This window comes from Desulfobacter hydrogenophilus, from assembly GCF_004319545.1.
GTDB lineage: Bacteria > Desulfobacterota > Desulfobacteria > Desulfobacterales > Desulfobacteraceae > Desulfobacter > Desulfobacter hydrogenophilus.
The window spans coordinates 4,981,785-5,002,591 of sequence record NZ_CP036313.1 but is presented as its reverse complement, the minus strand read 5'-3'; the positions used below and the strand labels follow the sequence as shown (position 1 = coordinate 5,002,591).

Below are 20,807 nucleotides of genomic sequence, written 5' to 3'. Positions count from 1 at the left end.
TTTGGTCTGAACTTGCCAAGAATGAAGGATTATGCTTTATTAGGTTTGCTTTTACTCGATCATCAAATTTTTAGGGAATTTGTTCAAATTCAAGGCGGAAACAATCTTTAACCGGAGGAATATACAACATATTTTGAGGATTAAAAATTTTTTTCAACGCCGAAGTTGGGCAAATTAACAAAAATTTGATCATCGAGTTTTATTATTTAAAATTTAAGGAGATTGGATGTATTTAGCCAGTGATTTGAGAAAAGGGCTTAAACTGGAGATTGACGGTGATCCCCATGTGATTGTCGGTTTTGAGTTTAAAAAGCCGGGCAAGGGGCAGTCCCTGTATAAGTGCAAACTTAAGAATATGATCACAGGTTCCCAGTTTGAACGTACCTATCGTTCCGGTGACAAATTTGAAAAGGCTGACCTGGAAGAAACCGATATGGAGTACCTTTATTCAGACCGGGATGGCTGGTGGTTTATGAATTCAACCACTTACGATCAGATCATGCTGACTAAGGAGCAAATCGGAGAGAACGTGGATCTGCTCAAAGAAAACACCGTGTGCACCGTGCTCCTGCATAACCAGAACCCCATTGGCGTCACACTTCCTAACTTTGTGGTTCTGCGGGTCACTACCACCGAACCCTGGGCCAAAGGCGATACTGCCACGGGCGACACCAAGCCGGCCACGGTCGAAACCGGGTTTGCCGTTCAGGTGCCTCCTTTTGTGAATGAAGATCAGTTGATTAAAATTGATACCCGGACCCGGGCATACGTTGAGCGTGCCAGCGAATAGTTTCCAGAGGTAAGATTTTTATTGGAACCCGGCTAGGAAGACGCTTTCCTGGCCAGGGTAATCCCATGAAAAAAATAAACCATCAATGATTGCCATAAACACACGCAACTCAAGGGTTGGCGCAAGCTATCCCTTTTTTTGTGTTGTTCTATAACAACCGGTTAAATTTTTTGTGAATCCTTTCCTGAAAACAAAACATAACGTTAATCTCCCGTTAAATTAAATATCGGCGCTCCAAGGTAGGCACAACATGTGGTGGCTGGATAATTTTAGAAAAAGTGTTCATTCATACCGGTGCTCTCTGCTGAAAAATTTGAATTGGTAGGAATTGAAAATCCCGGTATACACGTTATAGTACGCACCGCCATATTGATGCTGGATTATCCAAATATTGAAGAAAATATCCTGAAAAATGCTGTCAGAAGAGGGTTCACTTGATGTGTTTGTTGTATTTTATAGTAATGTCAAATGTGGCATCCGGAATATCAGATAAGTGCCGGGTCGATCTGATTTACTCTAAAAGGTTAGCTCGGTTTAAATAATACGATAATATTTGCACCTTGCATTCAAAAATATCAATGTTAGTAGTCGACTATCAAGTTTTTTCTTCAACCCTGTAACTACAGGACTTGGAAGTGAGCGTTTTCGTAGGTCAAATATACTTCCAAAAATATAATAAGCTGATATCATTGCGTTTTAAAAATCATGCCAAGGTAGCTTGCATTTCAATGATATTGCACCAATACTTAATAATATCAGGGTACTATAAAAAACTTGATAGTCGAGTAGTACAACCTTTAAAGGGCTGACCACAAGATCATAGGGCGCAATCCCAAATTATTCGTTTTTCCGGTTTCAAACCCAAATCCAATGACATCATTTTGGGTTATATTTACTCGTATCGCATCGCCTCTATTGGGTTAAGTGCTGAAGCCTTCCTTGCAGGATAATAACCAAAGAAAATTCCAACTGCCGCAGTAAATCCAACGCTCATGATGATCATAGATGGTTCCACAATCACCTGGGTACCCATGCTTTTGCCCAATCCAAAGGCGATCCCGATCCCGGTTACGACCCCGATTATCCCGCCTGAAAGACTGAGGATGACCGCTTCGATCAAGAACTGAATCAGGATATCAGAGCTCCGGGCACCAACTGCAATGAGAATACCTATTTCCCGGGTTCTTTCGGTTACGGAAACCAGCATGATATTCATAATACCGATCCCACCGACCAGCAGGGAAACACAGGCGACGGCACTGAGCAGCATGGTAAGGGTACCGGTAACCTGGGTGGCCATGCTGACAATTTCAGCCTGATCCCGGATTTCAAAATCATCATCATCACCGGTTGCGATGCGATGGTTCTTTCTGAGAATGCTGGCGATTTCAGCCTTTGCCTGGTCCATGGCCGATTCTGAAGTGGCGCTGGCCATGATATCATGCACGGTTTTGCCGTCACTCATTCGATAAAGGGCGGTTGTGGATGGAACAAAGACAATATCATCCTGATCATCTCCCGTGGAGGATTGGCCTTTTTCAGCGAGAATGCCTATGACTTTAAAGGGGATGGCACCGATACGGATACGGGACCCCACGGGATTTTGACCGGGAAAAAGCTCATCCACAATCGTTTGCCCGAGTACCGCAACCTTGGCCTTCACCTTCATATCTCTCTGGCTAAAAAATGATCCCCGGGCTAGTTCATAATTGCGAATCATGGGATAGGTGGTAGCCACACCTTGAATGGTTGAATTCCAGTTGGCGTTACCGGCAATGATTTGGGATGAAATCTTAATGAGTGGCGAAACATATTGGATATGTTCAGCAGATTTAGAAATAGCCGTAACATCATCCATGGACAGGGCACTTTTACTACCGGCTCCCCCCCTCACGCCGTGGGCATTGGTACTGCCCGGTCTAACCATAATCAGATTCGTTCCAAGGGAACTGATCTCTGATTCAATATCTGCCTGGGACCCTTTTCCCAGGGAAACCAGTGCGATAACAGAAGCCAAACCGATAATGATTCCTAACATGGTAAGCAGGCTTCTCATTCTGTTCCGGGTGATGCTTCTAAGGGCGCTGATAACAAACTTTCTTAATTTCATAATAGGGCTCCCTATTTCATCCATGCTATCGTATCAGGACGTTTCCATTGACGCATATTGTCGATGTGCAGTTTCATAATCGTTTATGATGCGGCCGTCCCTCATATCGATCACACGTTTGGCATGCTCAGCCACGTCCATTTCATGGGTTACAAGAACAATGGTGATTCCTTCATCATTGAGCTTTTGAAACAGGGCAAGGATCTCTTCTGTGGTTCGGCTGTCCAGGTTACCCGTGGGTTCATCTGCGAGAATAATGGCAGGATCTGTCACCAACGCTCTGGCAATGGCAACCCGTTGCTGTTGCCCGCCTGAAAGCTGGTTGGGTTCGTGGTGAATTCGTTGTGCAAGGCCAACCATATCAAGCGCCTCTTTTGCCTTTTTCCCCGGATGATTTATCGGTTTTCCCCTTCTGTAGAGCAGCGGCAACTGCACATTTTCCAGGGCTGTTGTTCTGGCAAGCAAGTTGTATCCTTGAAACACAAAGCCGATTCTTTGATTGCGAATGTCGGCCAATGCGTTCTTGTCCATTTGACTCACTCTTAATCCTCCAGAAAATATTCCCCATGATCGGCCTGATCCAGACAGCCGATGATGTTCATGAGGGTGGATTTCCCTGATCCGGATGTACCAATTATGGCCAGAAAATCCCCCCTGTCAACGGTCAGAGAGATGCCATCCAGTGCATGGACGGTTTCTCCGCCCAGGTGAAAGGTCTTTTTGATATTTTTGAGTTGTATTGTTTCCATTTTTTCTCCACTTATGGAGTGTTCATAACCCCTTTTGATTTAAACCTCTTGTCTACCCTCTCGGCCCACGACCGCCTCCGGGGCGGCCTCCGGAGAGCTTTGGAAGAATTTTTGACAAAAAACCGCTGGAACTTTCGGTCTTCTCAATATTTTTTCCGACAATGACTGAAATTCCGGAAGTTAGGTTTTCACCTTCTATCACCGAAGTCGTGCCGTCAGTGATACCCGTGGTAACAAGAATCCGTTTGGGGGTGCCCCCATCAAGCACATAGATGCCGAGATCATCATTGTTATTGCGGCCATCACGCCTGAAATTCAGGGCAGCATTTGAAACCAGCAGTTTGTTTTCCGCCTTTTCCACCACAAAATCTGCTGTGGCGGTCATACCCGGAAGCAGTTTCCCATCCATGTTTGGCGCAGCCACAATCACGGTATACGTCACGACATTGGAAATTTCGGTGGGATTCATCTGTATTTGAGTTGCGGTTCCGTAAAAGAGATCATCAGGATAGGACTGAACGGTAAATGTCACCTTTTGTCCCTTGTTTACCATCCCGATATCACTTTCATCAACGCTTGCTTCGATCTCCATATTCGACAGATTTTCTGCAATAATGAACAGGGTTGGTGTACTTAAACTGGCTGCCACCGTTTGCCCCTCTTCGATATCCCGTTGGAGGACGACACCGTTAATGGGAGATCTGATTTGGGCGTTCCGGAGATTGATTTTTTCTTTTTTTACAACAGCCTGGGCAGATAGGAACTCCGCTCTTGCCGTCTCCTTTTCGGTTTTATAGACGAGGATCTCCTCGGCTGAGAGATGTCCTTGTTCGTACAACGGTTTATTTCTTTCATAATCGGCTGTGGCCTGTTTGTAGAGTGCGCTGGTCTTGATAACCGAAGCGGCGGCTGCATCCACCGCTGCATTAAACGTATCCAGATCAAGTTCAGCTAGGATTTGTCCTTTTGTCACCCGGTCATTATAATCGACCAATACTTTGTTGATTGTACCCGACACCTGTGTGCCCACTTCCACGGTGCCAACAGCCGAAAGGGTTCCGGTACAGGAGACCGTGTTTTCTATACTGCCCCTTTTAATTTTTTCCATCCGGAATTGGGATGTATCCGGTCTCTCTTGATATGAAGAAGCGACCAAAGACCGGTGAACGATAAGTATAATAAAAAGAATGCCTGCGAACATGAGGGCAAGTTTTAAAAAGGTTACGCCTATTCGTACAACTTTCATCATAATTTCTCCTTTAAAAGATGGGACAACCCAAGGTCTCCTTTGTAAAAAAAGATTGAAATGATTTTCTGCATTTCATCCATCTTCGCTTGGATCAATTCATTCCGGGCTTCCACTTGATCCGACCGGGCCTGGGTTAATTCAGTCAAATTGGCTGCACCCATTTTGTACCGCTGAAAAATCGATTCCAAGGCCTTGTTGGTATAGAGCAGTCTGGATTTGGACACGAGGATCGATTCACAAGCTGTTTGGTAGTCCGCAACCGCCTGACCCAGTTCCTCACGGATCTGTTGTTTTAATTTTTCGAGGGTCAAACGTTCGGATTGTTTGTCGATTTTCGCCTGATTCACCCGGGTCCGGGTAAGGTGTCTGTCAAAAATGGGCAGGGAGACTGAAACCCCTATGTAGGAATCTATATTATCGTCGCCAAACTGATGCCCAAAATTTTCATCATACCGGTTGTCATACGAGCTTCCCATGCCCGCATTAAGATCCACTGACGGGTATTTGCCGGATGCCGCCTCCTTTATGTTCGCTTCTTTGGCAAAAATGCTTTTCTCCAGTGCAAAAAGATCTGGACGGGTTTCAAAGGCTGTCTGGATCAGACGATCGGCATCTGTTTCCGGTGCCATGGTGACGCTCGTGATTTCGGGTATCTCGACGTCAAACTCGCCTAAATTTGTACTGCCGATACTTTTTGCGAGTTGGAGCTTGCTGACCTTTAGGGTATTTTCGGCAGCAATAAAATCAAAATTAGCTTTGGCCGTTTCAGCCTGTTGCTGGTAAAGGTCTGTGGCTGGGACTTTGCCGGCTTCATGGAAGGCTTTGATCACTTTTTCCTGCTGGCGGTTGGTGGTCAGATTCTCCTGGGCCACTTCAACTTCCTGGAGTCGTTGCACAGCATCGATATATGCATTGGCTGTATCATAGATTACCTGCTGCTTTTGCCGGGTCTGTGTGTGCTCATCCGACGACAGGCTATAACGTGCACTTTCAAGGGATGCTTTATCCTCGAATCCTTTGAAAAGATTGAGTTGGGTGAAAACCTCTGCTCCCAGGGTATGATAGTTCTGGTTTGAGCCGGATTGACCGAGCGTCGTATTCACGGTACCGGTGACCTGGGGCAGATAATCATTCTTTTCCTTTTCCAGGGTAAGTTTTGAGTATTGAACATCGTTTTTTGCAAGTTTCAAATCCTGGTTGTATTTTAGTGCCAGCTCAACCGCCTCAACTATACTCATTTTTTGAATTTCAGAGGCCTGGGCCATCCCCTGGAAAAAAAGAGAAACAAACAAAACAATCAGTATCAAACAAACAGTTTGTTCCGTCATCCATGGAAGGCTCGCAGATCCTCGTATCATCCGAATTTTTTCTTTTTTTTTATCCTTCATCATTATTGTTCGCTTGGCCTTCTATTCTTTTGGTTAAAATCTTTGATCATGATCGCTTTTCATCTTGAACAATGATCTGAATATAACCCATTTTTTTTCTCTTGCTGTAAAGTTACCGTTAAGCCAGGTTAAGAATTGTAAAGTTCGATCCAGATGACTTTACATTTCTTTACATGCAAAATGATCGGTTTCGTGTATACTGAAAACTGGATAGAAAGAACAAATATGTAGCTGTAATTATTGTATTTTTAATAATTAAGAGACCGTTATGAACCGTATTCTTGTGATCGATGATGATGAAGAGCTCTGTGAGCTGTTAAGCGATTATCTGACCCCTGAGGGATTTGATATCAAGGCGGTTCAGACCCCGGAAGAGGGGCTTTGCCTTGCCCTCAGCCAGGCCCATGATCTGGTGGTTTTAGATGTCATGCTGCCGGGGATGAGCGGGTTTGACACCCTGCGCCATATTCGTGCCAAATCTCAAATTCCCGTTATTATGCTCACAGCAAGAGGGGATGATGTCGATCGGATTGTAGGACTTGAGATGGGAGCAGACGACTATCTGCCCAAGCCTTTTAATCCCAGAGAGCTTGTGGCAAGAATCCGTGCTGTACAGCGGCGGTTTGAGACAAGATCAGACGCTGAAGATATCCCCCGGCAGAGTCCCTCACTTGAGATAGGAGATGTTATCCTCAATCCTGGACCCAGAACTGTGAAGATAGGTGAAAAACCCGTTTCGTTAACAGCCGTTGAATTCATACTTCTTTATGAACTCATGAAAAATGCCGGTAATGTGGTCAAACGCGATGTTCTTTCTGAAACGGTTCTGGGCAGGAAACTGGATATTTTTGACAGGAGCATTGATGTTCATGTGAGCAGTCTTCGGAAAAAACTGGGACCCAAATATCAGGGCATTGAGCGGATTCAAAGTATCCGTGGCCTAGGATATATCTACTCACTGCCGGTATAAGGAGACCTGTCCAAATAATGAGCACTCAAACAAAGAATTTTTGGTTTGATCTTTTCCTGAACAACACCCTCGCCAGCAGAATACGAAAAAATCTCTTTTTAAAGATTCTCTTTTTTACCTGCAGTATCAATTTTTTATCTGTGGGAATCGCCCTGCTGGTCACATTTACCTCCAGCACCGGGCCTGCTGCAAGGGAGAAGCAGCGGGAGGAAAATCGTCAGCAGAATCTTGCTCAAATCCTTTATCTTTATTCAACCCCCTTGATTGAACGGTGGATTTCAGATGGAAAATCCGCCTCAATATCCTACGCCGATAAACTGGAAAATATCATTGATTTCGAACCGTATCTGTTCGATTCAGAGGGGCATTCATTGATCAGCAGAAAAATATCCCCAGAATTTGAGGCAATCTTGAAACGATTTAGAAAAGATGATAATCCAGTCATAAAAGTAACAACCGCCAATGGCATCGTTGTGATGTGCCGAATAGTTGGATCGGATGGAAAAACTTACACAGCAGCAGGGAGCCAGGGGCGAACGAGAAGATTTTCCATTTTCCCGCGTGACTTTACAATGAGAATCACCATCTCTATTATCATGCTCACCCTTCTCAGCTTTCTGCTTGCACGCCACATTACAGACCCCATTACGAAACTTCGCAAAGCCACCCAGAAATTTGCCACAGGGGACCTGGGGGCAAGGGTGAGTGAAACCCTTGGGAAACGACAAGATGAGATTGCCCAATTGGGTTTGGATTTTGACCAAATGACATCTCAGATTCAGAATCTGATCAAAGACCGTCAGCAGCTTTTGAGAGACGTTTCCCATGAGCTCCGTTCCCCTCTTGCAAGACTATTTGTTGCACTTGAAATATCCAAAAAAAAGGCATCGGAAGACGTCATTCCGAGCCTGCAACGTATTGCCCTTGAAGCAGAAAGACTCAATACGCTCATCGGGGAAATTTTACTGTTGAACAAGCTCGAAACAGGACCGAATTTAAGGATTTGCAAATTGGTTGATTTATCCGAGTTGATCCATCGCATAGGAGAAGATGCAAATTTCGAAGCACACACGAGAAACGTTTCAGTGGTCATTGCCCCTTTCCCTGTTATTCATGTCAACGGTTATCCAGAGATGATCCATCGGGCCATTGAAAATGTCGTTCGAAATGCAATTCGATATACGGATAAAGGTACAACCGTGAACATCAGTATTGAAACCAGAGAATCAGAAAAAGATCCTCTTATCCTGACCATTGAAGACAACGGCCCAGGCGTTCCTTCGATAAATCTGCCCCATCTTTTCAAGCCATTTTACAGGGTAGAAGGAGACAGGGGAAGAAAAACAGGTGGAACGGGTGTGGGCCTTACCATTGCTTACAGAGCCATTAAACTTCATGATGGAGAAATTTGGGCAGAAAACTCAAAAGATGGCGGCCTGAAAATCATCATCACTATTCCCAAAAAAATGATTGCAACATAAATTCCACGGTATAGATATTCTGAATTTTTTAAATATACGCTCATGGATTCAAGGGTGTGTCTCTTTTTTCACCTTGTTTGTAGTCAAATGGCAGTGGTGACTGCAATTAAAACCAGACAGGTGAGCACTTGTATTCAAATTGATCTGTCCTATTTTCCTGATTTTTAGGGTTTTTAAAAATAGGAATTGGGTCCACAATGTGTGTATAATTGATCACTTTTTTAGAAAGGATCGAATACCACATCTTGTAGTTCATTGGGTTGCCCCGATTTTAACGCGAAACCGGCAATGGTTGGCGACCAGCAGCTGCAAATTTTGTTGTCCATTCAGGGGGCCTGGGTATTTTGAGCCAAAGCGTTTTGATTCCTGCCGACAACAACCGGTGGGCTTTTCCACTCCCTTATAATTACTTAAAAAAGGAAAGCAGCGCGTGAAGGTTGGTCATGGGATGGGGCGGACATCCCGGGATAAACAAATCCACCGGCAGGATTTTGTCCAGGCCTTCGGTGATTTCAGGGCTTCCGATGAACGGACCGCCGCTGATGGTGCATGAGCCCACGGCAATGACCACCTTCGGAGTTGGTGTGGCCTCATAGGTCTGGAGCAGGGCTGTTTTCATGTTTCTGGATATGGGACCCGTGACCACAATTCCGTCGGCATGGCGGGGAGAGGCGACAAAGTTGATGCCGAATCTGGCCAGGTCGAAAAACGGCGTGGCCAGAACGTTGAGGTCAGCTTCACAGGCATTGCAACCGGCTGCTGACACCTGACGCAGTTGCAAAGAGCGCCCAAACAGTTTTTTAAAATGCTGCTTGGCGTGCTCGGCCAAGGCCGGCAGATCGCCTGATGTTATCAGGTCTGCGCGTTCTGCCGTGGCAATTTCATAGTCATTGGTAAATTTGATCTGACCGTTGGAGATGTTCTCGCAGGTTCCGCAAAATACGCACCGACCTATGTCGATTTTTTGATTCTGCACATCTATGGCGTCCTGGGGGCAGGATTCGGCACAGGTTTTAAGGGTTTCTTCAGAGATATTATCCTGGATAACAGGTCTGCCTCGGTAGCGGGGAAATACCTTGACCTTTTCTTCGGGATACCGGTTGGTCCGGTAGCCTTGTTCAAATCTGTTTTTCAGTACACTGAGCATATGATATTCTCCGCTTTTCTATAGATCAAATCCGCAATAGGATAAATTGAAACTTTTGTTGTTCAAGGGGAAATCCGATATTCCGGTATCCCTGAGAGACATGGCCAGCCCGTTCCAGTTGTGAAAAGAGGGATCCTTGATTTTGTACCTTAGGATTTTTCCATTTTCATCGGTCAGGACAGCATGGGAAACTTCCCCCCGCCAGGCCTCGTTCAGGGCCACGGAAAAGCTTGAAGCCGGCAAATCGTACGTCATGCCCTCGCTTACACATCGGGTTTCAACTGGGATGGCGGCCAGGGATTCAACAATCTGAAGGGACTGGAGGATTTCGTCATACCTGACCCGGGCCCTGGCATAGACATCCCCCGTGGCTTTTTTATTTTCCGGTATGCCCATGTACGGGTAATGTTCCGTGGGGAAACATCGTCTTACATCATAGGCCATGCCGCTGGCCCGGCCGGCAGGCCCCACCAGCCCGAGATGATCGGCATCTTCATGGCTCACCGCCCCGCATCCCTCAAACCGGGCCCGAACGGTGACGGCGTTGAAGAGCAGTTCCAATACATGTGTCACTTCGGGCCGAAGCTCTGCCAGGCGTTCGTTGAGTACCTTTCTGATATCATCGGACAGGGAAAACCGGACCCCACCGGGCCGGACCAGGCCCTTGCCGAACCGGTTACCGCAAATTAAAAGGGAAAGATTGAGAAAATCACCTCTGATCCTGCCAAAATAGTTGGCCGGGGGGAGGAAGGCAACGTCGCCGCTTAAGGCCCCAAGGTCGCCGATGTGGTTGGCCAGGCGCTCCAGTTCCAGGGCAATGGTCCGGATGACCCGGGCCCCCTGATCCGTTTGAACCCCGGTCAGTGCCTCCAGGTTCTGAGCCATGCACAGGCTGTGGCCGATGGTTGTATCCCCTGCAATGTTCTCACCAATGATGGGAAGCCGCTTGGCCGGGACCGCCAGAAGCTGCTTTTCAATGCCCCGGTGCTGGTATCCCAGTTGGATTTCCAGGTGCAGGACCCGCTCTCCGATGCAGTTAAACCTGAAATGGCCCGGCTCAATTACCCCGGCGTGGACCGGCCCCACAGCTACTTCGTGGATTTCTTCACCCGCCACCTGGTAATACGGATAATTTCCAGGAATGTCCTGGGAATAGTCATTGCCGAATACATCCGCCGCGCCTTCCGTGTAGTTGGGGTGATACCGGACCATTTTCAGCCAGGGATGACCCTGGGGACGGATACCAAACTGCTCTGCAATTTCCCGCTCAAACAGGTGAAACGGTTCGCAGGTTTTGGTTAATGACGGATAGACGTCCGGCACATCGCAGCCGGCTACAAAAAGTTTGTCGGTCCGCAACACCGCCAAAAGTTTTAAACTCTCCTTGTCCGGGTAGGCAAAATAGTGGACAATTTTACCTCCGTTGGTCACCATATCCAGAGCCTGGCTTTGGAATTGATCAAAAGAAAGGTGGGGGATGGCCTCCCGGGAAATTTTTTCGGCGTTTGAAATCTGTAAAAAAGCGTTGCTCATCTAAGTCCTCCGCCAATGGCTGCTACTGCATCGGATATGGTTTGATTCAATGAATCCGGGATAAAGAAACACAAGATCAGTGAAGTCAGGAGTAATAGATACTGGGGCCAGACCATGCAGGCCTTTTCTTTAATTTTGATCACTGTGTTGCATTCTTCAAAACTGATTTTCATGATCTGGTTGGCAAATCCTGCAAAAATAACGCACAGGCTCAGGATGAAAACGGTGATGGCAACGTAGAACCCAGCCCTGAAAGCCGCGACAATAATACAAAGTTCCCCAATAAAAATGCCGAACGGCGGAAAACCGGAAATCCCGACAAATCCCGCAAAAAAGGCCACAAAGGTCCGGGGCATGCCCTTGATCAGATTTCCGGTGTTTTTGATCAACCGGTCCCCGTACCCCAACAGAATGTTGCCCGAGGAAAGAAATAAAGAGGACTTGATCAGGCTGTGGTGGAGCATGCAGATCACCGCACCGTATACCCCCAGGCCGCCCACACCGGTTCCGAATGCAATGATGCCCATATTCTCGATACTGGAATAGGCCAGCATCCGTTTGTATTCGTCCTGTTTGAGGATAAAGGTAGCTGCGGCCACAATGGATAACAGGCCGAACACCATGAGTATCCTGCCGGAAAAATCTTCGAGTCCTGCCGCTACCATAATTTTATTGGTTTTGAAAATTCCAAGATATGCGCAGTTGAGCAGGACCCCTGACAAGAGGGCCGATGCAGGACTTGGGGCTTCACTGTGGGCATCGGGCAGCCAGGTGTGCATGGGCGCAAGTCCCATCTTGGTTCCGTATCCCACCAGGATAAAGACAAATCCGGCCTTGAGCCACAAAGGATCCAGGGTATTGGCCGCCCCGGCCAGGGCGGAAAAAGAGATCGGCGTGCCGGCATTTTCCTGGCCCATGGAAAAGGCCACCAAAATAGACCCCAAAAGGGCCAAGGCAATACCCACCGAACAGATGAGAACATATTTCCAGGTCGCCTCAAGGGAGGCGGCCGAGCGATGGGTGTAAATCAGCGGGGCGCTTGCCAGGGTGGTGGCCTCAATGGCGATCCACATGATCATGATATGGTCGGACAGGGTGACCATGGTCATGGTGGACAAGAATACCAGCATGGAGCCGGTAAAAAGGCCCTCGGAAGGGATTTGACTTTCTTTGAGATAGCCCACGGTGTAAATGGAGATCAAAAAGAACAGCAGGGAGATCACCAGCAGGGAAAGCATGCCTTCGGGAGTCACTGCAAAATATTGATCAAAAAGTGCCTGAGGCTGATTCTTCCACAGCATAAACGAAAGTGTTAAATGGGCCGCTCCGGTCAGTACCAGCAGGAATCGGCCAATACTTTTGGGTAGGAAGAATGCGATAAGACCGGTAATAAGAGGTGTCAGAAATACTATTTCAACCATACCCTAATCCTTTAAAGTTCTAAGCAACGCCGTATCCACGTCGTCAAAGGTCTTTTTAATATTACGGAGGATCACGGCCATGATCATGACTCCGGCCAGAACGTCCAATAAAATACCAAATTCAACAATATGGCGGGTACCGACGGACAAGCCCGACCCGACTAAGTAAATTCCGTTTTCCATCATGATATAGCCGATGACCATGGCAATGGCGTTTCTCCGGGCCATGAGCAGAAACATTCCCGTTACCAGAAGGGCAATGGCTGTAGGCGCCAGGAGTTTAAACTCGCTCACGGAACCAATATCCAGGCGTCCGGAAATATAGGTCGCGCCGATAATCACCGCCAAACCGCACAGAATGGAGGCATGATATCCCACAATGGGGTCGACCATCCGCCGGATGGCCCCCCGTCTGATAGCCACAAAAATGCTCAAAGGGATAATGATCCCTCGGATGCCCAGGGTGGCCAGGGTAAACACCGTGCCGCCTGTTGTCATATGTTCACCGATGAAAAAGGGAATAACGGAAATTACGATTCCCTGGAATCCCACCAGTTTGATCAGTACCTGGACCCGGTCGGCTCCGAATGAAAACAAAACCGACAGCAGCACAAAGGATAGAATTATATCAACCGGATTGAATATCATTTCACAAACTCCAAAGTGATGATGGTTGCAAAAAAGGCCAGTGCAAAGGATGTCAGCACAAACTGGGGCACCTTGTCCATCCTGTACCTGGCCATCACCGACTCTGTTACGCCCACGGCAACGTAGACCACCAGAAGGCCTGATATATACATCACCAGCGGGAATCCAAAAAAGGCGGATTCAAAGGGAAGAATCATCCTTGAAATAATGGTGGAATAGAAGATGAGCTTGCAAAAAGAACCCAGTTCAATAAGCGCAAAATCCGGGCCGCTGTGATCCAGGACCATGACTTCATGGATCATGGTCAGTTCAAGGTGGGTGGCCGGGTCATCCACAGGGACTCTGGAGTTTTCAGTCAGAAGAATGATAAAAAATGAGATTACAATGAACAGCAGCGGTGCGCCTGCCGAACTCCACATGCTTTGGGTGTTGCTGCCTGCAAAGTAAGCGGATAATTGCAATTCTCCGGTGATCCGGTAAAAGAAAATCAGTATCATGAACATGGCGGCTTCGCAGATAATAGGGAAATACGCTTCCCTGGCCGCGCCCATGCCTTCAAATGGAGATGCCGTATCCATGGCCGCAGCAATGGTGAAAAACCGGCCAAGTCCCAGAATGTACAGGACAAAAATAACATCTCCGTTAAAGGAGAACACTGGATTGTGCCCTGCAATGGGCAGGAACATGAGAACCGTAAGTGATGCGGCAAGGGAGATGACCGGACCCAGCTTAAACACAAATGTGGTGCTGTTGCTGTAAACCGATCCCTTTTTAAACAGTTTGATCAGGGTATAGTAATTGATCAAAATGGGCGGTCCCTTTTTTCCCCCGAAAAACGCCTTGATTTTGAGGATCAGGCCTGAAAAAAATGGTGCTGCCAGAATGGCTGCAAGCCAGAGTAAAATGGATTGAATCATGGAGTATTCCTTAAAGCTATTAGCCTTTAGCTGCCGGCTGATTTTATATAAAAAACAGCAGCAATACAATTGCCAGCAAAATATACCCGATATACAGATGAATATCCCCGTGCTGCATCCACCTGAGTTTGTCAAACAGGTAAAAAACAGGACGTACAACCACATTTTTCATGTGAAGTTCTGCAATGTCATTGACATGGCTGTGGTAGTGAGTTTTTAACGGGAACCGTCCCTTGATGGGGGGATGCTCCTCGGAAAGCGGGGCTGTGGCACTGAAAAATTCCAAAATGGACCCGGCATAGGAAGATCCCGTATACTGCATTTTAACCGTTGGCTGGGTAAAGCCGCAGCCCCATGTTCCGGATTTTGTGGTAGTTTTGTTCTTGTAGTAGATTGACCGGATGCCCATGACTATCAGGACAACGACAAAAAACAGCAGGGCTGCAAAGGTGATGTTGCCGGTTATTTGACCAAAGGGTTCAACAGGGATCCGGCCGTAGTCAAGACCTAGGGACTGCACTGCCGTCAGGGCCATGTCAATGAATACCTTGGGGAATACTCCGATGATCAAGCAGGCTGCGGCAAGACAGCCCATGGGAACCATCATGGCCAAACCTTTTTCCTTGACATTTTCGGCGGCTTTGGTCCGGGGTTCTCCCTGGAAAACCACCCCCACCACCTTGGTAAAACAGGCAAGGGCCAGCCCGCCGATAACGGCCAGGCTGATAATTGCAAAGACACTCATGGTAAAGCTGATTGATCCAACGGGGATGGCCTTGAAACTGCCCATATATATGAGAAATTCGCTGACAAATCCATTAAAAGGCGGCAATCCGCAAATGGCCAAAGATCCGATGATAAATGTGGTTCCGGTAATCTTCATGCCCTTGAGCAGCCCGCCTAGGGCATCAATGGACCCAGTGCCGGTTTGATGCAGCACCATGCCCGCCCCCATGAACAGCAGGGATTTAAACATCGAGTGGTTGAGAACGTGGAGAATACCGCCGGTAAAGCCAAGGACAGCGACCAGGGGATTGTCCGTTGCCGCACCGATCATCCCGATTCCCAAGCCGATGAGGATGATTCCGATATTTTCTACACTGTGATAGGCCAGAAGTCGCTTGATATCGTGCTGGCCCAGGGCATATACCACTCCCAGAATTCCGGAAACCACTCCGGCAATCAGCGTAATATACCCGAAAACAGGGGTGTGAAAATCCAGAATCGCATACATTCGCAGTATTCCGTAAATGCCGGTCTTGATCATCACCCCGGACATAACCGCTGAGATGTGGCTGGGGGCCGCAGGATGGGCATGGGGCAGCCAGACATGGAAAGGAAACACGCCGGCCTTGATTCCGAATCCGATAAAGGAGAGCACAAAGATCAATGTTTTCATTGTTTCAGGCATCTCGGCCATGGTGGCGAGGTCAAAACTACCGGTATGGCTGTAAATCAGTCCAAATGCGGCGAGGATGAACATGGCACCTACATGGGAAAACACAAAGTAAAGGTACCCGGACTTTCTGTTTTCTGCTGACTTATGGCTGTAAATTATCAGAAAAAAGGAGGATAGGGACATGAATTCCCATGAAATCATGAAGGTCAGGATATTGGAGGCGGTCACCACCAGGGCCATGGATGCAATCAGGATACTGAAAAAAAAGTAATTGACACCCGTCTTAATGCCGTCCTCTTCATTTTCCATGTAGTGGAAACTGTAGATGGCGGCCATCAGGGACACGGCAAATATGGCAGTCAGGAAAAAGGCGGAAAGACCGTCAACATGAAATGAAAGAGAAAAAAGATCCAAGTACTTGAAAGAGGCTGAGGCCTCGGCTGGATTTAAAAGTTTGCCTGCCGCATCAAGCAACCCTGCAAGAGATCCCCCACTTAGAAACAAAACGGCAATCGCCTTTGAAAATTTTTTCTGCCGGGCAAAAATAAGAGATAAAAAACCTCCGAGCAGAATGATGAATGTGGAACTAAAGAATTGACACATACCTTCCCCAATTTATTTTCTATTTGAATTGCAGATTTCTGTCGTCAAGTTTCCCGCTGGGAAAAAACCACTGATATGTACATGCTGTTTTTTAGAGTTGTCAAGACAATTGTAACAATGAAACAATTTCACGGCCTGACATTCTGCGTTGAAAATTCGATGCCATATTTGTAAAGACCGTTAGTACCGGCATTGGCTGACTGGTATCGTTTCCCCCATCTGATAATGCCGCTGTAGCTTTGTTCTTTTATCGGGAGGCGTATATTGGGATCATAATTTTTCAACTCAAGATAGATCAATTCCCCTAAAACTAATTTTTCATTTGTCATCAGGGATAGCCCGTTGTCAGAACAATCATTCATCTCTGCGTAATAGCTATTATGCTTGTTTTGATAATTCATACGATAAAGATCCATCGGCAATTTATGTATATATCTTCGAGCGCTTCTTTTTTCCGGGGAAGGGTTCATAGGCAAATCCTTATTGTTGTTTTTAAGTGGAACAAGGCTTACATAACTCGTTATGTAAGCCTTGTCTCGCCGTGAAGACGAATACAAAATCGGTGTAAACCAAACTTATGTCTTTTATTTTTTTTGAGTCTCTAAGGCTTGATTCTTATGGATGGATATAATCCTTTTCTTGCCCCTGTCCGGTAGGGCTGAATAATATTAAAGGAAATATTTTGGTCATCCTGGGCGTGTCCTCTGTCTTCTCCGTCATTATATAATGCCCCGTTTGCCAGAAGGATATGCTTTAACCGATCTTTGAAAACATGGATAAACACAGACCCTTTTCCTGAAAAGGTCATTTGACCGATGGTCACACTTTCCCTGACTTCGGCTAATTTATCCAAAGAGATGGTCTGGGTGGCAAGGTCTTCCGGGGATTCGATGTATCCCCATATCAAATGCTCGTTAGGAATCTCTATTGGCATACTTGGGTTGATGATGGTGTGAGGCATGACAATACAGCCTTCACCGATTTTAATTCGTGCGTCGGGTCCACCGTTTAAAAAGGAGTTGAATCCCACGAAACATTCCTGGCCGACATCGGCATTGATAATTTTGCCGCCATGGGCTGTAATGCAATTGCCTTCCAGAACGGAATCTATGACATAGGAGTTTTCCTGTGCATTAGACCCGTCTCCCATGGTTGCATTTTCAAGAAGGGATCTCTGGGCCACCAGGACGTTTTCACCAATACGGGTTTTTCCCTTGATCACGGCATATCGGTTGATTGCAGAACTATCCGGGGCTTCAAAGGGCTCTAAGTGCATGACCTCAAATAATCGTTCGAATTCCTGATCCCGCGTCCTGACAAAATCATAAATCACCCCCCGGGGCTGGTAGGTATCATTCACCCCTACAAAATTATCAAGGATGCTTTTTTTAAACTTATATTTAAACTCAAAATGGGGACTTTTGATCCAGACGGTGCCGGGATCAATTTTCCGATGAAAAAGTTCTCCAACCTGAACATAGGAAAATTCTCCCACAATACACGAATGCAGGTTCATTAAATCCACGGTGGCAAAGGGACCTAAAAAACAGCCTTCCAGGGTAGACCCGTGAATGTTGGCGTAGTGGCTGGAAATGGTGTTCCGGATAATAAAGGCTTCGGGACTTTCCGGGTTGTGGGAATTGCTGTGGACCAGGGTTTTATAAAGCAGGCTGTCCAGAATGGAAATCATTTCATCCTCAACCAGGGGAATGTTCTTGGCCGATTTTATGCAATCGCCTTTTCTTTTGAGTTCATCTCCCCTGACATCGCTTTTATAAATAGCGGACCGTCTTACATGACATTTTCCTAAAAAATAACTGCCTGCGATGTTGGAGTTTGTAAAATGAAAATAAAGGGGGTGGCGGGAGGTAATGCCGTAAAAAGCGTAAAAGTCGAGCATTTTTTCATGATCAAGCGCATTGTTCACAAAGGGCTCCGTATCAAACTCGAACTCCTGTAAATTAGCGTTTACACGGCTGATAATCCGGTCGCTGAGTCGTTGTAGCTGGCTCATATTTTATCCTGTCCTTTGAGTTGTTATTTTGAGAATTTTCCTAGTCAATAGTGAAAATCCAGAGTTTGGCCCTTAAGGGGCATGCCTGTAATTCAATTTACAATCCTTGATATTAAAACAGTTTAAAACACAAAATCAATATCATAGAAATTATCCAGTGACAATAATTTTAGAAAGACTCGCCTGGGTTTGCCGATTGATGGGAAGACGCTTTTTGCCCCCCAAAGGAGTTCTTTAATCTGCGGTCCTTAACAACTTGCCTTGCATTCAATATTGTTTTACAACCGATTCAAAAAGGAGAAGAGCTATACACAGACAGGATATTTACTGTCATTTGTTCAACACAGCAAAGGCATTGATATGAGCAACATAAAAAAAATTATCACCACCTGCACCAGGGACTGCCCCAACACCTGCGGGCTTGAAGCCACGATTGAAGACGGCCGTCTAATTCGTTTGACGGGATCAAAAACGCATCCGTTAACCCGGGGGCTGGCCTGTCACAAAGCGTCAAAATACATCGACCGGGTTTACAGCAAGGAACGCATCACAACGCCCATGATGCGTGGCGCGTCAGGTTGGCGGGAGGTCCTTTGGGATGAGGCCTTGGATGCCATTGCCGGAAAAATGAAAACGATTCGTGATGAGGATGGACCCGAAGCGATTCTCTACTATCAAGGTTATGGCGAACGAACCGCTCTTAAACTGCTCAACAAGTATTTCTTCAACCTGTTCGGAGGGGTTACCACTCTGCACGGGTCTCTGTGTGGCGGAACGGGCCAGGCATCCCAGAACTTGGATTTGGGCAACCGCATCTCCCATGACCCTCTGGACCATTATAATTCCAAGGCCATGATCCTCTGGGCCAGGAATCCTGTAACCACACAGATCGGACTGGTTCCCATTATCAAAGAGATAAAGAAAAAAGGCGGCCGGATCATCACCATTGATCCCTTTCGCAACCGGAGTGCCGCCCTTTCCGATTGGCATATTGCCCCGGCCCCCAATATGGATACGTATCTGGCCATGGCTGCGGCAAAAATTTTGATTGACCGGGGGGAGCATGATATCGGTTTTATTTCCAATCACAGCGCAGGTTTCGATGCATATAAAACCATTCTTGAACGTTACAGCGTTGATGCGCTCTGTTTTCTTGCCGGTGTTTCAAAAGAAGATGCCGAGTACATCGCGGACACGCTGATCACCTTCAAACCTACATCGATCCTTTTGGGTTGGGGGCTTCACCGCCACAAAGACGCCCATTTTACAATCCGCGCCATTGATGCTTTAGGCGCTATTTCAGGAAATATCGGTGTGGAAGGCGGAGGGGTCAGCCAGGGATTCGAAGAATATGGTCCCTATGATCCAAAATGTTGGGGAGATCAGCTCAATTCCGAGCGTCGGACGCTTTTGATGCCTTATGTGGGGCAAGAACTTTTAAACGCGAAAAATCCACCGATTCGCATGGTTTATGTGACAGCGGCCAACCCGGTCTGTATGGCCCCGAATTCCGAACTCGTGATCGAGGCATTTAAGCGCATGGAGTTCGTGGTCTACAGCGGCCACTTTTTGGATGATACTGCAGAACTGGCGGATGTGTTCCTGCCGGCCACCACTTTTCTTGAAGAATACGATGCAATGGCCAGTTTCGGCCACAATTATGTGGGCCCGGTCAACCCGGCTATTGAGCCCGTGGGTGACTGCCGAAGCGAATTTCATATGTTCACGGAACTTGCCAAGCGGTTTTCCTTTAAAGACCGGTACTGCAAAAGCGCCGATCGGTGGCTGGCCGAGATTTGCGCGCCGATCAAAGCCTGGGGAGGCGATTTGGATGTGCTGAGGCACACCCCTTTTCGAATGCCGGAACCCATGGCACCTTACCTTGATAAGGTTTTTCCCACCCCTTCGGGGAAATTTGAATTCATGACCAATTTCGATGGGGATGTCCTCAAAAACGATGATGAAAATTATCCGTACACCCTGTTGAGTGTCGCTTCCTTTGATTACATCTGCTCCGAGCGAACCCTTGCGGACCATCCGCCATTGCCCAAGGTACGCCTGCACCCGGCTGAAGCTGAAAAATTGGGTCTTACAGATGGGCAACCGGTAATGGTTAAAAGCCTTATAGGTAGCGTGAAAGCATTACTTTGTACCGATGTCTCCACAAGGCGGGACTGCCTGATCACCGAACGTGGCGGGTGGATCAAAGCCGGCCATGGGTTGAACAGGCTTACAGCCGAAATGGTCAGCTCGGTGGGTAACGGGACGCCTTATTACGATACCCGGGTTACGCTCTGTCGTGTTTGTTCAAATATTAAGTAGTGCCTATCCGAGAATTGGGCAAATTTTGTCGAGTACAAGGCGGATGCAAATTCTAACGACAGGCAT

General features: G+C 47.0%; 17 protein-coding genes. 4 read left to right on the top strand and 13 right to left on the bottom strand.

Features of this window, described 5'->3' with window-relative positions; genetic code table 11:
* Positions 1–226 precede the first annotated feature (226 nt).
* Positions 227–790 carry an elongation factor P gene (gene efp / locus EYB58_RS22260; protein ID WP_111955585.1) on the top strand — a complete coding sequence of 188 codons (564 nt, stop codon included), beginning with the start codon at positions 227–229 and terminating at the stop codon, positions 788–790.
* Positions 791–1,682: 892 nt separating this feature from the next.
* Here efp and EYB58_RS22255 read toward each other — a convergent pair.
* The 5 genes from EYB58_RS22255 to EYB58_RS22240 are packed head-to-tail and all read right to left on the bottom strand — an operon-like array spanning position 1,683 to position 6,289.
* Complete coding sequence (locus tag EYB58_RS22255; protein WP_111955583.1) at positions 1,683–2,900, bottom strand: ABC transporter permease; 1,218 nt, start codon at positions 2,898–2,900, stop codon at positions 1,683–1,685.
* Between the two features lie 33 nt (positions 2,901–2,933).
* Positions 2,934–3,431: an ABC transporter ATP-binding protein gene (locus EYB58_RS22250; protein WP_278186453.1), complete on the bottom strand. Its 498-nt coding sequence runs from the start codon at positions 3,429–3,431 to the stop codon at positions 2,934–2,936.
* Positions 3,432–3,442: 11 nt separating this feature from the next.
* A complete protein-coding gene (locus EYB58_RS24555) occupies positions 3,443–3,649 on the bottom strand; it encodes an ATP-binding cassette domain-containing protein (RefSeq protein WP_278186290.1) in 207 nt (68 codons plus the stop codon).
* A gap of 52 nt (positions 3,650–3,701) precedes the next feature.
* Positions 3,702–4,898 carry an efflux RND transporter periplasmic adaptor subunit gene (locus EYB58_RS22245; RefSeq protein WP_111955581.1) on the bottom strand — a complete coding sequence of 399 codons (1,197 nt, stop codon included), beginning with the start codon at positions 4,896–4,898 and terminating at the stop codon, positions 3,702–3,704.
* On the bottom strand, positions 4,895–6,289 hold the full coding sequence (locus EYB58_RS22240; RefSeq protein ID WP_111955579.1) for a TolC family protein: 1,395 nt from the start codon (positions 6,287–6,289) through the stop codon (positions 4,895–4,897). The genes EYB58_RS22245 and EYB58_RS22240 overlap by 4 nt, the downstream gene beginning before the upstream one ends.
* A gap of 265 nt (positions 6,290–6,554) precedes the next feature.
* Between EYB58_RS22240 and EYB58_RS22235 the strand changes: the two genes are divergently transcribed.
* Positions 6,555–7,256 carry a response regulator transcription factor gene (locus EYB58_RS22235; RefSeq protein ID WP_111955577.1) on the top strand — a complete coding sequence of 234 codons (702 nt, stop codon included), beginning with the start codon at positions 6,555–6,557 and terminating at the stop codon, positions 7,254–7,256.
* A 17-nt stretch (positions 7,257–7,273) separates the two neighbouring features.
* Positions 7,274–8,737: an ATP-binding protein gene (locus EYB58_RS22230; RefSeq protein ID WP_111955575.1), complete on the top strand. Its 1,464-nt coding sequence runs from the start codon at positions 7,274–7,276 to the stop codon at positions 8,735–8,737.
* Between the two features lie 406 nt (positions 8,738–9,143).
* Here EYB58_RS22230 and nuoB read toward each other — a convergent pair whose 3' ends face one another.
* The 8 genes from nuoB to EYB58_RS22190 form a co-directional block, all read right to left on the bottom strand.
* A complete protein-coding gene (gene nuoB / locus EYB58_RS22225; protein WP_111955573.1) occupies positions 9,144–9,884 on the bottom strand; it encodes an NADH-quinone oxidoreductase subunit NuoB in 741 nt (246 codons plus the stop codon).
* An 18-nt stretch (positions 9,885–9,902) separates the two neighbouring features.
* Positions 9,903–11,417 carry a hydrogenase large subunit gene (locus EYB58_RS22220; RefSeq protein WP_111955571.1) on the bottom strand — a complete coding sequence of 505 codons (1,515 nt, stop codon included), beginning with the start codon at positions 11,415–11,417 and terminating at the stop codon, positions 9,903–9,905.
* Positions 11,414–12,838 carry a proton-conducting transporter transmembrane domain-containing protein gene (locus EYB58_RS22215; protein WP_111955569.1) on the bottom strand — a complete coding sequence of 475 codons (1,425 nt, stop codon included), beginning with the start codon at positions 12,836–12,838 and terminating at the stop codon, positions 11,414–11,416. The genes EYB58_RS22220 and EYB58_RS22215 overlap by 4 nt, the downstream gene beginning before the upstream one ends.
* 3 nt (positions 12,839–12,841) lie before the next feature.
* Positions 12,842–13,486, bottom strand: coding sequence for a hydrogenase (locus EYB58_RS22210; RefSeq protein ID WP_111955567.1), 645 nt, complete (start codon positions 13,484–13,486; stop codon positions 12,842–12,844).
* Positions 13,483–14,403: a respiratory chain complex I subunit 1 family protein gene (locus EYB58_RS22205; protein WP_111955565.1), complete on the bottom strand. Its 921-nt coding sequence runs from the start codon at positions 14,401–14,403 to the stop codon at positions 13,483–13,485. The genes EYB58_RS22210 and EYB58_RS22205 overlap by 4 nt, the downstream gene beginning before the upstream one ends.
* A gap of 43 nt (positions 14,404–14,446) precedes the next feature.
* A complete protein-coding gene (locus EYB58_RS22200) occupies positions 14,447–16,405 on the bottom strand; it encodes a proton-conducting transporter transmembrane domain-containing protein (RefSeq protein WP_111955563.1) in 1,959 nt (652 codons plus the stop codon).
* Between the two features lie 128 nt (positions 16,406–16,533).
* Positions 16,534–16,734 (bottom strand): hypothetical protein, encoded by a 201-nt coding sequence (locus tag EYB58_RS24335; protein ID WP_242637484.1) that lies wholly within the window; start codon positions 16,732–16,734, stop codon positions 16,534–16,536.
* A gap of 272 nt (positions 16,735–17,006) precedes the next feature.
* Positions 17,007–18,419 (bottom strand): transferase, encoded by a 1,413-nt coding sequence (locus EYB58_RS22190; RefSeq protein WP_111955559.1) that lies wholly within the window; start codon positions 18,417–18,419, stop codon positions 17,007–17,009.
* A gap of 360 nt (positions 18,420–18,779) precedes the next feature.
* Between EYB58_RS22190 and EYB58_RS22185 the strand changes: the two genes are divergently transcribed.
* Positions 18,780–20,741, top strand: coding sequence for a molybdopterin-dependent oxidoreductase (locus EYB58_RS22185; protein WP_111955675.1), 1,962 nt, complete (start codon positions 18,780–18,782; stop codon positions 20,739–20,741).
* The last annotated feature ends 66 nt before the right edge of the window (positions 20,742–20,807 follow it).